We start from the raw sequence: 12735 nt of genomic DNA, 5'->3' as shown, positions 1-12735 counted from the left end.
GTAAACATCCGCTGAACCCCATTGCTATGTTTTAACGGGGTTCAGGTTTCCAGCGGTGTGGCAGTAATTCTTCTATTTGAGTCACTTTATGTGTCGGCAACCTTTTCAGCACATCACTTAAATAGGCATACGGATCCAGCCCATTCAGTTTTGCTGACTGGATTAAAGTCATGATATTTGCCGCTCGCTGACCACTGCGCAGCGAACCTGCAAATAACCAGTTCTTACGCCCCAAAGCCCAAGGCCGCATTTGATTCTCTGCCCAATTATTGCAAATAGGTAGATTGCCATCATCCAGATAACGGCTTAAGGCTTCCCAACGTTTTAGGCTGTAATTGATGGCTTTAGCAGTTGCAGAGCTTAAGGGTACTGCAAGTTGATGTTGTGTCAGCCATTCATACAGTTGCTGCATAACAGCTTGACTATACTGTTGCCGGTACTTATAGCGTTGTTCTGCTGTACCGTCGGTATTTTTTCTTATTTCAGCCTCTATCGCATAGAGCTTCTGAATCAAGAACAAAGCCTGTTCTGCAATCGGACTTTTTCCAGTCACATGCAACTCATGGAATTTACGACGTGCATGCGCCATGCAGCCCACCTCAATGACCTGACCTGATCTAAAGCGTGCTTTGTAGCCACTGTAATCATCACAGACCAGATGACCCTGCCAGCCTTTCAGGAACTCTTCAGCATGCTGACCTGAACGGCTATCCTGAAAGTCATAAATCACGGCTTGAATTGGATTATATTGAGTTGTTGCATAAGCCCAGACATAACCTTTCTTCGGTTTTTTATCTTTATCATCCATCCGCATGATGGTGACAGGTGTTTCATCTGCATGAATCACCGCTTGCTGTAGGATCACCTTCCTTAATGCATCGGTTAGGCCTTCTAACTCTACACCACAGCGACCTATCCAGTCAGATAAGGTTGATCTGGACAGATCAACACCTGCGCGTAGAAAGATTTGACGTTGACGGTACAGTGGTAAATGATCGGCATATTTAGACACCAGTACATGGCTAAGCAGTTCAGGTGCAGCGATTCCTTTCTCAATCACATAGGCCGGCATTGCTTGTTGGGTCAGTGTGTCACATTGATCACACACCCATTTGCCACGCACATGCTGTTCCTTATAGAACTGTGCCGGTCTGAAATTCAGTTTTTCACTGATATCTTCGCCAATACGACGCAAGGTGCAGCCACAAGCACATTGGGTTGATGCAGGTTCATGCTCAATACGGAGGGTTGGCAGGTGATCTGGCAGTGGTCGACGTTTAGGTTTGTTGACTGGGGCTTTCTGCGCAGCTGCATTGGTTTTATCTGCATTCAGCCGTTCCAGTTCCAGATCAACCGCAGCAATATCTTCTTCGACCGCTTCGTCCCATAGATGGATTTGTTTTGCGCTTAGATGTTCGTTTTTACTGCCGAATTTATGCTGTTTAAATAGCGCAAGCTCATGCTCGTATTTTTGATTAAGAATGGAAAGATGTTGATTCGTGACTTCAAGATGTTGAACTTTGGCATCTAATTGTTGTTTATCTTCTGCGAGTTGTTGATGCTGCAGCGCCAACTGCCGGGTAAATTCCAGCAGTTGTTCATGGGTCAGTTGGCTTAAATCAGGCAGCGTATTCATGACCGCAGTATGGCTGAGATCATGAATATGTGTAAATAAAACGTTTGGAGAATAGCAGAATGGATGAGCTTGGTTTAGAGCATATTCACCACCTGCTGTAAGCCGATTCTCTGCCAGGGCAGACCCTGAATTAACGCCTGTAACTGTTCCGGGCTGATCGCCACGGTTTCACCCTGGTGAACCTGAGCCCAGTGAAATTTGCCCTGTTCCAACCGCCGGGCACACAGCCAGATGCCCAGTCCATCATGCACCAGTACTTTCATGCGATGGCCACGTTTATTACAGAACAGGTAGGCGCAGTGTGGTTTGATATAGCCAAATGCTCTCAGCACCTGAGCCATGGCAGTATCCATACCTGCACGCATATCCATCGGCTGGGTAGCAAGCCAGATTTCATCGATACGGATCATTTGATCAAGCCCTGAATTAAAGGCAGTAATTCCTTTGCCGATTCCACCGGCCAGTCGATCTCGATCATCTGATCCCGTGCGGAACCTTGTTCCTTATGCAATGGAATCCTGATATGAGCGACAGCATTCTTCTCTGGCACAGGTGGCGGAGGTGCTTCTTGTCTGACTGGAGTCGGGTGAAGAATGATGGGAAGAAAGTCGGTCTGTGGACTGGATGGGCTTTTTAATGCAGGGGGCATTGATCTGGACTGGCGAATCCATTTATGCAGCAGATTGGCATTGATCTGATGTTGCATTGCAACCTTAGCTACTGACGTATCTGGCTGCTGGCAAAGCTCGACCAGGTACTGTTTAAACTCAGCTGCGAAGATTCTGCGGGTTCTTTCTGTCGTTTGTTCAGTGTCTATAAAAGTGTCTAAGGCCATAAACATAATGTCCATTTAATAAATAATGGACACTATCGGGATATTGAGCAAATAAGAAAAGTGGGGTTCAGCGGACGCTTACAATAAAACTATAGAAACAGCAAAAACATCGTTACTCTTCTAATAAGGAATCAACATATAAAAAACCCAATACACTGGATCTATTATGAAAAAAATTCTCATTTTCAGTTTAGCGCTATTTACTATACTGCTTTCAGCTTGCTCAAAGCCTAAATCAAACGAACATGAAACTGCGGATACCAATACTTCAGCGGAACTTCGTACCATTCGCCTTGTTTCAACAGGATCAGATACTGATATTTGGAATTATATCGCTGGATTGCCTGAAACCAAAGAAGCCGGTATTAAGCTTGAAGTTAAAAATTTAACCGACTATGTATTACTCAATACAACAGTGGCTAGCGGTGAACAGGATGTCAATGCATTCCAATCATTTAACTATTTGGCTGCGTACAATGCTGCCAATAAAGATAAAATTGCTGCTGTTGCAACCACGTATTTAGAGCCAATGGGTATTTATACCAATAACATTAAGACTGTTTCAGAGTTCCCACAAGGTGCAACTATTGCTATTCCGAACGATACAGCCAATGAAGCACGTGCTTTATCGCTTCTACAGACTGCGGGCTTAATCAAGCTAAAAGATGATTTTGATGTCGCTAAAGGTAGCGTCAATGACGTGATTGAAAATAAGAAAGAGATCCAACTCAAACCCATTCAAATGACAACTGCGATTCGTGTCAAAAAAGATGTCGATGCGGTTGTATTAGGCAATACCCTTGCGCTTGAAGGTGGTCTAAACGTATTAAAAGATTCTATATTCCATGAACCTGTAGATAAAACTACAACCTTGTATGTCAATTTATTGGGTGTAGCTGAAAAAAATAAAAATGATCCAATTTATGCAAAATTGGGAGAACTTTATCATTTGGCTAAAGTACAAACTTTTTTATCTGAGAAATTTGATGGCACTAAATTTCAGGTAAACCGTCCAATCAGTGAGTTTGCAGACATTAAGTAAGACGGTTCTACCCCAGTTCTGAATATCAACCTAAGTGATAAAATAGAATAGCGATTGTCATCACTGAGGTTGTGCAATTAAGTCTTATTTTTAGATCTAATTAACTTTCATAAAAACAGACGATAAGATCAAAATGAAAAAAATAATTACTAAAATACATCCATTTGGACCTTGAACACTCAGCTGATTGCATCGCTATGAACTTCGACTCATAAATTTTTACACCTTACATTCGATATGCTGAGAATCGAATCAGCGCATAGATCATATTTCATAAGTTAGTGAAACTAGCTTGTCCGAGATTAATTTAAACTTTGATCAATTTCGATATATATTATTTATATTCAATAAAATATTATATCAAGTCAAAAGCAGAAATATGAAAACTTAAACAATCAATATAAGCTTTTGTAATATCTAGGTAATTTAAATAAAAATACAAACCTTAATCATATTATTAGATAAAAAACTTAATTGTTTACACTATATCAGATAACAATTTACTGATAAGATAAATTCAAATCCACAAGCAAATATCGACATATTATTTCTACAATAATCGCTTTTAATCTTAGGGTTTTAAAGAAAGAAATAACATCCTGTCATTTGCATAATACAGCAATACTTTGAGTCTTTTGAGTGTATTTAGCGTAAATGCATACTATGCAACACTCATTATACTCACTCAAATTTAGAGTAAATATTTCATTTACTCTAGGGAACATTTATGAAAAAGATCATTGGTCTTGTATTGGGATTAAGCGTAGCTATCGCAGGTTGTTCTAAACAAGAAACTCCTGCTCCTGAAGCTAAAGCTAAACCAACAGATACAGCAGCAGTTCAAACCGTAACTATCGCGTCAACCGGTTCAGATGCTGACACATGGCGTCACATCGCGTCTTTACCTGAAACCAAAGAAGCCGGTTTAAAGCTTGAAATTAAAAACTTTACTGACTATGTTGCGATGAACACAGCTGTAGCCAATAAAGAAATTGATGTGAATGCTTTCCAATCTTATGCTTATTTGGTTGCTTTCAATGAATCTAATCAAGATAAGATTGCGCCATTATCGACTACCTATTTAGAGCCAATGGGTATCTACTCGAGCAAAGTTAAAAAACTGGAAGAGTTTAAACAAGGCGCAACGATTGCAATCCCAAATGACGGTGCAAACGAATCTCGCGCATTATTGTTATTACAATCAGCAGGCTTAGTAAAGCTTAAAGCTGACTTTGACAATGTAAAAGGCACAACGGCTGATGTAAGCGAAAATGCCAAACAAATCGTGATTAAACCGATTCAGATGGCAACTGCTGTACGTGTGAAAGATGAAGTTGATGCAATTGTTTTAGGTAATACGTTGGCCATGGAAGGTGGTTTGAACGTATTGAAAGATGCGATCTACTACGAACCAATCGATCAAAGCACAAAAATGAATGTGAACATTCTTGCAACCGCTGCTGATCGTCAAAATGATCCAGTTTTACAAAAAGTAGGTGCGTTGTACCATACTGAAGCGGTAAAACAGTTCGTTCAAGAAAAATTCGCAGGTACAAAAGTTGATGTAAACAAACCGATTAGCTACCTCACTGAATCAAAATAGTAATATACTTCTATTCAATAAACAGGCAAATTAACTTTGCCTGTTTTTCATTTTATATATAGTGCTTGACGATATGATCGAATTTAAAAATATTTCAAAACACTATCAACTCAAAGGTCAAACTATACGCGCGTTGGATCAGATTAATTTATCGATTCCTCACGGCAGTATTTTTGGCATTATTGGGTATAGTGGTGCAGGTAAAAGTACGCTGATTCGCTTGATTAATTTATTGGAAAGACCCAATGAAGGTCAGGTAATGATTAATCAAAAAGACTTTACTGCATTGGATGCTCGTTCGCTCCGTCAAGAACGCGCCAATATTGGCATGATTTTTCAGCACTTCAATTTACTGCAAACCAAAACAGTTGCTGCAAACATTGAGATGCCGCTTAAACTTTTGGGGTTTAGCAAAGCTGAGCGTGAAAAACGCTTAAATGAATTACTCGACTTTATTGACCTAAAATATAAAAAAGATGCCTTCCCTGATGAGCTTTCAGGTGGTCAGAAGCAACGGGTCGGTATTGCACGTGCCCTTGCCAATCATCCTAAAATTTTACTGTGTGATGAAGCAACCAGTGCACTTGACCCACAAACGACCAAGTCTGTGCTCGAATTACTCAAAAAAATTAATAAAGAGCAAGGGATTACCATTGTCATGGTGACGCATGAAATGGATGTGATTGAATCGGTTTGTGACTATGTCGCTGTGATGGAACAAGGGAAAGTCATTGAAACAGGTTCAACACTTGAAATTTTCAGCCAACCTCAACATCCGACCACGAAAACATTTATACAGACCGTTTTACAACAACAGCTTCCTGTCAAAATTTTGAATAATTTAGAAAATCAAAATCACCATAGTATTTATAGCCTACAATTTTTAGGTACGTCAGCTCAAGAAACCGTTGTACAAGCGGCAATTAAGCAGTTCGATATCAGCCTGAATATTTTATTTGCCAATATGACCGAGATTCACGGCGCTGTGATTGGTCAGATGTTTGTTCAACTCTTAGGTAATGCAGAGACTATTCAACAAACCATTCATTTTTTTGAACAGCATGGTGTCAAAGTTGAACAATCAGGAGTATCCGAATGAGAGATTTGATTGTTCAATGGTTAACTGAAATCACAGCGCCATTTTGGAAAAGTTCACTGTCAATCGACCAGTTTGTCACTGCACTGCAAGAAACCTTCCACATGGTTTTCTTTGCGATGATTTTCGGTACGATCTGGGGATTTATTCAAGGGATTACTTTAGTGGTAACACGTAACGGAGGGATTTTACCCAATCGAGCGATTTACCACGGCTTAAACCCCATTGTGAATGCGCTTCGATCACTCCCCTTTATTATCTTACTGATTGCCGTATTACCTCTGACAAAGCTGCTTGTGGGTACATCGATTGGTACATGGGCTGCGATTGTTCCTTTGACGATTTATGTCGGCCCTTATATTGGTCGTTTGGTTGAAACATCGCTGCTAGAAGTCAATGAAGGCATTGTAGAGTCTGCTCAAGCGATGGGTGCCTCTCCGCTTCAAATCGTATTTAAGTTTATCTTGCCTGAGGCACGTAGCTCACTGATTCTCAACCTGACTACTGCGACCATTAGCTTAATTGGCGCAACGGCAATGGCCGGTGCTGTCGGTGCTGGAGGGATTGGTGATTTGGCGATTTCTTATGGTTACCAGCGCTTTGATACCAGTGTTGTGATCTTAACTGTGGTTGTATTACTGATCTTAGTACAGCTTGTACAAATGATCGGTGAACGCTTAGCAAAAATGCGATGAAATGAAGCCCTCAGTTGAGGGCTTTTATTTTATTGGCGCTCTTATTTTTATCGTTTGCATTTCGCATCTGAAATGTTTAGTGTGCTTGAAAAATCTAAACCCGATAAAACAATGAAAATTATCACATCCTCAGTTATCGCATTCACCTTAATTTTACCAACATATTCTTTTGCTAAAACCACGATGGACTATGTGACCTCGGTTCAAGTGAATGGTATCGAACTTAGCAAGCCTGTATCCGCCAATCAAGTGGATAAAATATTTGGTAAAACGATTCAAAAAATATCAAAAGAGTACTCCGAATGTACAGCCAACCATGAATATTCAACGGCGTTTAACCATCATAAGCAGCTCAAATTCGAAATATTTGCAGAGGATAATCCTCAAATTAAATCAGATGCATACTACAAGACAAAAAATAATTTCCAGCAACTCAGCACAACCAAAGGTCGTGTCTGGCTTAGTTGGAGCAATGCTACCCACTTAACCGAGCAACTCAAATTAAATCAAAAAACAATCGATGCAAAATATACCTTAGCCCAATTCAAAAAAGACTTTCCAATCTCTGCTAACAATAAAAACAATATTGTTTTGATGCTCAATGCTTCCGAGGCAAAACATTACCTCAAAAATCCGACAGATTTTGATGCTGCTTATACGTCAGCTTTATATTTTGAATTTCAGAATGGCAAATTAGCCAGCCTTGAGATCAATCAAGGTATTGCCTGCTAATTTAATAGGAATGAGCCTTTAAGCTTGCTACATTTAAAGGCTATTCATATTTTTTAAATGGCTTAATCCACCCAAAGATCAGCGATCTTTTTCATTAAATCCGCTCTAAATGGCGCTGTTGGATTGCATGGATTGCGTTTCACTTCATTCTCATAGAACGCTTGCCACTCTTTCACCATTGGCAACGTCACACCTTTGTCTTTAAAACCTTGGATATCTTTTAAAGCTATATTTTCCAAACGCGCTTTTGCCCCTTCAGGTCCTGTCGCCCAACCAATCACCCCTTGACCAAAACTCGGTAGACTCATGTTATTTGGCGTTGCAGGCACTGCATTTCGTTCAATACTTTCATTCACTTTACATAATGGGTCACGCTTAAATTCGCTACTCGCCTTATTCTGCGCTGGCGAATTACTCGCACATGCAACCATCACACTTGAAGCTATCAAAATTGCTAGGATATTCCATTTTTTCATTTTCTAGATTCAACCCTATATATTTATATATTCAAGATACCCTGCTGTTAAAAAGCTGAAAAGCTCAATTTTATGCTTTTATATTTGAATGAATAAATTATGACTAGAATTTACAATTTTGCCTGCATAAATTAGGATGAAATTAGAAAATACTGTTCGATCAAGCAAGTCACCTAAGGATATGTTCATGGCTTACCAAATACACGTGATTGATGTTAAAAATGCACTTCAGAATTATATTTGGTTATTGGAAGACACTGACACCAAAGAAGCGATTGTCGTTGACCCAACTGAAGCAGATCTAGTTCATTCTTTTTGCCTAAACCATCAAATTTCACTCAAACAGATCTGGCTGACGCATTGGCATAAAGACCATATTGGCGGTGTGCCTGAACTGATTGCTGAACATCAAATACCTGTCTATGGACCTCGAGAAGAACTGTCGAAAATTCCTTTTATCAGCCATCCACTAGATAATAATGCCCAATTTCAATTTAATGGATTAGTTGTCGATGTTTTTGCAATTCCAGGTCATACGCTTGGACACATTGCATTCTTTATTGATGAGATTGATACGCTGTTTTGTGGCGACACATTGTTTGCAATGGGGTGTGGTCGCTTGTTTGAAGGCACAGCGGAACAAATGTATCAATCGCTCAATCGCTTGGCCGCCCTCCCGCCTCGAACTCAAGTCTACTGCACACATGAGTACACACTATCCAATGGCTTGTTTGCACTCACTGTAGAGCCAGACAACAAGGCACTACAACTACGTGTAAAAGAAGTCCAAGACCTCAGAGCAGCAGGTGAAATCACACTCCCATCCACTATTGAACTAGAACTTGAAACCAATCCATTTCTACGGGTTGAAAATGCCGAAGAATTTAAACATATTCGAGAACGAAAAGATAATTTTTAGAACAGTATTGCTATCTAAATGAATTATTTAATTTTATTTTTCGTAAAAATTTTCATAAAATTAAACACTTGAACGTTTAGTTTAGGTGTTTATTAAAATAATCTCTCAAATTTCACAATAAAATTCATTCAATCCAACCTCACAAACTCATCACAAAATAAAAAATTTTCTAGAGACTTAAAAATTTTCATATTTTTATAAATCATTAATTAAAACAGAATCTTAACTTAAATTTACAATGCATTTTGAAACATCTTTAATATTTCAAAAATAAGAAGTGGGTATAAAATAAACAAACAAAATTATTTTGACTCATCCATCAGCATTTGCCCTTTAAAAAGTTTTTTTTCACCCCTATTTAATAAAGATCACTAAAAGGAGTTATCTAATGAAAAAGGTTGTTAAAGCAAAAAATTTAATCGCATTTCGTATTTGGTTAGAAAAATTAGGCTATTCAGTAAAAACCTTAACCGATAACCGCGGCTTTACTTTTAGCTTTAAGAAAGAATATGGTTTAGTCACGTGTGATTTATCTGGCAACAATTTAGCGATGCAATTGGGCGAAGAGTTCGAAGATCATTTAAAAGCTTAATTACTTTTCAGAAAACTCATCCAAGTTATTCTGGTAATTAAGCTCTAAATTTTCTAAATCAAATTAAAAACACAAGTAAGACCATTCATGCCCAAGGATTTGGGCTTTTTTATGTTTTAGATTTAATCATTAAATTTCATAACCAAAAATAATCTAATATTGATGCACACAAACAGATTCAAAAAGATTTATCAATTCAACATAGTCATTCAACTGAGCGATTAATCTAGCACCTGCCCCTTTAAGTTTATAGATTAGAAATTTATAAAATATTTTTAAATTGATTTATCAAATTTTAGGCAATAAAAAAGCAAGGTATCAAACCTTGCTTTAATCATGGTGGGGACGGAGAGACTCGAACTCTCACACCTTGCGGCGCTGGAACCTAAATCCAGTGCGTCTACCAATTTCGCCACGTCCCCATTAAACACTCAAAATCTGAGGTTCATAAAACTTGGCAGAGGATCAAGGACTCGAACCTTGACGAACGGTTTTGGAGACCGTCATGCTACCATTACACCAATCCTCTATTTCACTTACTTCGGTCGTTCCACCTAGTAAATTACTTGGTGGGGACGGAGAGACTCGAACTCTCACACCTTGCGGCGCTGGAACCTAAATCCAGTGCGTCTACCAATTTCGCCACGTCCCCGATGGCTGTGTATATTATAGAGATCACCCCCACCTGACAAGCCCTTTTTATTAAAAAAATGATTGTTTGATTAAATATAAAACGATTTAACTACTCCTTGCTTTTTCTTTAAACAATATCGCTTAATTGCTGTTTTATTTGATAAAAATTTGTACAACGCAATGCTTTATTCTTATTTAAAAGTAGCTCAAACAAGCTTTCAAATTGTTTAAATTGCTCATCTAATTCAATTTTTAAGCTTTGACAGTGTAATTTTGCCCATTCCATGTAGGTTTTTGCTTGTAATTTAGTTTGTGTTAGCCATTCCAACCAAATAATACCGAGTGCATAAAGATCGGTTGCATACGTTTTTGGTTCAGCATGAAATAACTCAGGTGCCATATAGCGTGGCGTAGCGGTATTTTCCAGCAAAGCTTTACGATTTAGATCTATGCATTGCTCCAGATCAATTAACACCGCGCTATTTTTAAAAGTTCTAAAATGCTCAGCTTTTAAATCACCATGGAGATAGCCAAGTTCGTGTACGTTCTCCAACACATCAAGACTCTGTAAAAAAACTGATTTGATAAAACCCAAAGGTAAACCTAATGGAGAAATACCAAATAAGGCTTGAAGATCTTGAATAATCAAAATTGAAGGAACAGCATTTTCTATTATTCGATGTTCTAATTGATTAAAGTCGATGATTTGGTGTGGCGCTAAAATCTTTGGATTGAGCTGATAAATATTCTGATATTGATTGAGCTCATTTAAAAAACTCAGTTCATGCTGTGCGCTCATATTTCTATTTTGCAATTTTATCCAATAGCTTTGGCCATCATTTGCGATTCGATACAAATGACGACCAAACTTTTGGCTTTGCTCTGAATTATGAGCTTGCTTGAGCTGAGGGAAGATTTGATCTTGAAATTTGAGGTTCAACACGTTGGCTTTTCGCTTGCAATGGTTTCAATAGGTCTAAGCAATGCTCAATGGTTTTGCCAATTCGAGCATGTGCTTCAATACTGGATATTTTAGACCATGTTGCACGCTCACCTTCTTGTTGTAAAACTTTAAATAAATGCGGACGTGGATTTTGCAGCATATATTGATAATGTTTATAACTAAAATTTCCAATGATATTTAAATCACCATAATAACGCTGATCGACAATACCATAACCATGATCCAGCATACGGCGCACTGTTGGCACCCGCCCCATACGATCACGAGTGAAATTCATTACATCCATTGCAATCGCCTTACCATGTGTGCGTACAATACGCTGAGGCCAACTGAGTAGGTCGGTACGAAAGCGCTCTTCATCTGATTGCATGAACGGTACAATATGCGGATTGACCTGACTGGCAATGGTGTAATTGACATTATACAAGCGTGCCAACTTCTCCTGAGGAAAATCACTGCGTACACTACCATCCACCCAGCGGATACTGGCCAAATAAGGAGTATGAACACCATCATAGCGCTTGCTGGTTAAACGTACTGGTGGGAATAAGATTGGCACTGCACATGAAGCAAGCACAGCACTCCACACCAATAAATCTGGTGCAGTATACTTATTCATAATACGCGCACCCTCTTGTGCTACGTCATAAGGTGCAACACTGATATTGATATCTAAGCCAGATTTTTCATAAGCTTCTTCAAAGGTCAGATCACCTAAATTTTCCACCAAGAACTTTTTAAGATAGCGCACATCGGCAAAGCCACCATCTCCGCGGAGTAACTCTTTGAAACTCCGAAAATAAAATGCTTCACTGTAAAAACTTTCACCTGTAAGAATCTGATCAATTTCGGCTGAATTCGATACACCGAGCATTGCTGTCATCATTGCACCTGCACTCGAACCTGAGAGCACTTTCGGCATTAAGTCCTGTTCTCGAAGTGCTTTACATACGCCTGTATGAAATAAGCCCAATGTTGCCCCACCTGAAAACATCATTGCAGGCTGACCATAAGCCAGCTGACAGTTTTGAAAAAAATCGATCTTTTCTTGAATACTCAGTGAATCACACTTGTGAGATGCGATAAAAATCAGGCTTTCACTGACTTCATGAATATAATCCTCAATGATTTTTTTAGTTCCAACAAAGGTTTGTGTATAAAGCATCGGGTGACCAATATTCGCAACATCATGCGATAAGCCTTCCCTTAAAATATAAATCAAATCCACCACACGATTTTGTAGCTTGTAACGACGCAACATGTTCAAACGGCGTGAGATAATTTCAGCATCAAAATATGGAGAACTATTGTCATATTTCCATTCTTGAGAACCCGTTTCCAAGTCTAAACTCAGTGCAATATCTTTCCATTCTGCGTAAGTTTCAGCTCGATTCAGCTCTCTTTTTAATTTTTTAATACGGTAAAGTTGATGTGGATTAAGATCAGAACGGTGATTAAATGCCATTTTTAATTATTCCTTTGATTTTAATCCTGAGGATTCAAAATTTTTCT

13 protein-coding genes and 3 tRNA genes are annotated in these 12735 nt (G+C 38.8%); 7 read left to right on the top strand and 9 right to left on the bottom strand.

Translation table 11 applies throughout. From position 1 onward, the window contains the following. Positions 1-31: 31 nt before the first annotated feature. The 3 genes from tnpC to AC5YD2_RS07430 all read right to left on the bottom strand — a co-directional run bounded on the left by tnpC (position 32) and on the right by AC5YD2_RS07430 (position 2471). The gene (gene tnpC / locus AC5YD2_RS07440; RefSeq protein ID WP_496125722.1) at positions 32-1636 is read right to left on the bottom strand and encodes an IS66 family transposase; all 1605 of its coding nucleotides are present in this window, start codon (positions 1634-1636) and stop codon (positions 32-34) included. Positions 1637-1710: 74 nt separating this feature from the next. Further along, positions 1711-2046: an IS66 family insertion sequence element accessory protein TnpB gene (gene tnpB / locus AC5YD2_RS07435; protein ID WP_496125721.1), complete on the bottom strand. Its 336-nt coding sequence runs from the start codon at positions 2044-2046 to the stop codon at positions 1711-1713. Continuing rightward, complete coding sequence (locus AC5YD2_RS07430; RefSeq protein WP_496125720.1) at positions 2043-2471, bottom strand: transposase; 429 nt, start codon at positions 2469-2471, stop codon at positions 2043-2045. Before AC5YD2_RS07430 ends, tnpB begins: the two co-directional genes overlap by 4 nt. A 166-nt stretch (positions 2472-2637) precedes the next feature. Between AC5YD2_RS07430 and AC5YD2_RS07425 the strand changes: the two genes are divergently transcribed. From AC5YD2_RS07425 to AC5YD2_RS07405, 5 genes are all read left to right on the top strand, one after another. Further along, positions 2638-3513, top strand: a complete 876-nt coding sequence (locus tag AC5YD2_RS07425) for a MetQ/NlpA family ABC transporter substrate-binding protein (RefSeq protein ID WP_496125719.1) — start codon at positions 2638-2640, stop codon at positions 3511-3513. A gap of 727 nt (positions 3514-4240) precedes the next feature. Beyond that, entirely contained in the window at positions 4241-5116 is an 876-nt protein-coding gene (locus AC5YD2_RS07420; RefSeq protein WP_496125718.1) for a MetQ/NlpA family ABC transporter substrate-binding protein, read from the top strand. 73 nt (positions 5117-5189) lie between these two features. After that, positions 5190-6215 carry a methionine ABC transporter ATP-binding protein gene (locus AC5YD2_RS07415; protein WP_496125717.1) on the top strand — a complete coding sequence of 342 codons (1026 nt, stop codon included), beginning with the start codon at positions 5190-5192 and terminating at the stop codon, positions 6213-6215. Further along, entirely contained in the window at positions 6212-6907 is a 696-nt protein-coding gene (locus AC5YD2_RS07410; protein ID WP_496125716.1) for a methionine ABC transporter permease, read from the top strand. Before AC5YD2_RS07415 ends, AC5YD2_RS07410 begins: the two co-directional genes overlap by 4 nt. 72 nt (positions 6908-6979) lie before the next feature. Next, positions 6980-7639 carry a hypothetical protein gene (locus tag AC5YD2_RS07405; protein ID WP_496125715.1) on the top strand — a complete coding sequence of 220 codons (660 nt, stop codon included), beginning with the start codon at positions 6980-6982 and terminating at the stop codon, positions 7637-7639. Positions 7640-7701: 62 nt separating this feature from the next. Here AC5YD2_RS07405 and AC5YD2_RS07400 read toward each other — a convergent pair whose 3' ends face one another. Beyond that, a complete protein-coding gene (locus AC5YD2_RS07400) occupies positions 7702-8115 on the bottom strand; it encodes a DUF4951 domain-containing protein (protein WP_496125714.1) in 414 nt (137 codons plus the stop codon). Between the two features lie 187 nt (positions 8116-8302). Between AC5YD2_RS07400 and gloB the strand changes: the two genes are divergently transcribed. Continuing rightward, the gene (gene gloB / locus AC5YD2_RS07395; protein WP_496125713.1) at positions 8303-9034 is read left to right on the top strand and encodes a hydroxyacylglutathione hydrolase; all 732 of its coding nucleotides are present in this window, start codon (positions 8303-8305) and stop codon (positions 9032-9034) included. A 388-nt stretch (positions 9035-9422) separates the two neighbouring features. Beyond that, positions 9423-9626 (top strand): hypothetical protein, encoded by a 204-nt coding sequence (locus tag AC5YD2_RS07390; RefSeq protein WP_496125712.1) that lies wholly within the window; start codon positions 9423-9425, stop codon positions 9624-9626. Between the two features lie 337 nt (positions 9627-9963). Here the strand turns inward: AC5YD2_RS07390 and AC5YD2_RS07385 are convergent. The 5 genes from AC5YD2_RS07385 to AC5YD2_RS07365 all read right to left on the bottom strand — a co-directional run bounded on the left by AC5YD2_RS07385 (position 9964) and on the right by AC5YD2_RS07365 (position 12688). Further along, positions 9964-10048: transfer RNA gene (locus tag AC5YD2_RS07385), tRNA-Leu, on the bottom strand. A 33-nt stretch (positions 10049-10081) separates the two neighbouring features. Beyond that, positions 10082-10155 (bottom strand) — tRNA-Trp (locus AC5YD2_RS07380). A gap of 38 nt (positions 10156-10193) precedes the next feature. Then, positions 10194-10278: transfer RNA gene (locus AC5YD2_RS07375), tRNA-Leu, on the bottom strand. A 108-nt stretch (positions 10279-10386) separates the two neighbouring features. After that, on the bottom strand, positions 10387-11058 hold the full coding sequence (locus tag AC5YD2_RS07370) for a protein kinase domain-containing protein (protein ID WP_496125711.1): 672 nt from the start codon (positions 11056-11058) through the stop codon (positions 10387-10389). A gap of 88 nt (positions 11059-11146) precedes the next feature. Next, positions 11147-12688, bottom strand: a complete 1542-nt coding sequence (locus AC5YD2_RS07365) for a DUF3336 domain-containing protein (protein WP_496125710.1) — start codon at positions 12686-12688, stop codon at positions 11147-11149. Positions 12689-12735 lie beyond the last annotated feature (47 nt).

The organism is Acinetobacter sp. CY73 (assembly GCF_059515865.1).
This window is presented reverse-complemented; position numbering and strand designations above follow the sequence as displayed.

Bases quoted from the DNA above. Each gene is read 5' to 3' on its own strand.
- AC5YD2_RS07430 (WP_496125720.1), bottom strand. From the start codon at position 2,471: ATGGCCTTAGACACTTTTATAGACACTGAACAAACGACAGAAAGAACC.
- gloB (WP_496125713.1), top strand. From the start codon at position 8,303: ATGGCTTACCAAATACACGTGATTGATGTTAAAAATGCACTTCAGAAT.
- AC5YD2_RS07390 (WP_496125712.1), top strand. From the start codon at position 9,423: ATGAAAAAGGTTGTTAAAGCAAAAAATTTAATCGCATTTCGTATTTGG.
- tnpC (WP_496125722.1), bottom strand. From the start codon at position 1,636: ATGAATACGCTGCCTGATTTAAGCCAACTGACCCATGAACAACTGCTG.
- AC5YD2_RS07370 (WP_496125711.1), bottom strand. From the start codon at position 11,058: ATGAGCGCACAGCATGAACTGAGTTTTTTAAATGAGCTCAATCAATAT.
- AC5YD2_RS07365 (WP_496125710.1), bottom strand. From the start codon at position 12,688: ATGGCATTTAATCACCGTTCTGATCTTAATCCACATCAACTTTACCGT.
- AC5YD2_RS07405 (WP_496125715.1), top strand. From the start codon at position 6,980: ATGTTTAGTGTGCTTGAAAAATCTAAACCCGATAAAACAATGAAAATT.
- AC5YD2_RS07400 (WP_496125714.1), bottom strand. From the start codon at position 8,115: ATGAAAAAATGGAATATCCTAGCAATTTTGATAGCTTCAAGTGTGATG.
- AC5YD2_RS07425 (WP_496125719.1), top strand. From the start codon at position 2,638: ATGAAAAAAATTCTCATTTTCAGTTTAGCGCTATTTACTATACTGCTT.
- AC5YD2_RS07415 (WP_496125717.1), top strand. From the start codon at position 5,190: ATGATCGAATTTAAAAATATTTCAAAACACTATCAACTCAAAGGTCAA.
- tnpB (WP_496125721.1), bottom strand. From the start codon at position 2,046: ATGATCCGTATCGATGAAATCTGGCTTGCTACCCAGCCGATGGATATG.
- AC5YD2_RS07410 (WP_496125716.1), top strand. From the start codon at position 6,212: ATGAGAGATTTGATTGTTCAATGGTTAACTGAAATCACAGCGCCATTT.
- AC5YD2_RS07420 (WP_496125718.1), top strand. From the start codon at position 4,241: ATGAAAAAGATCATTGGTCTTGTATTGGGATTAAGCGTAGCTATCGCA.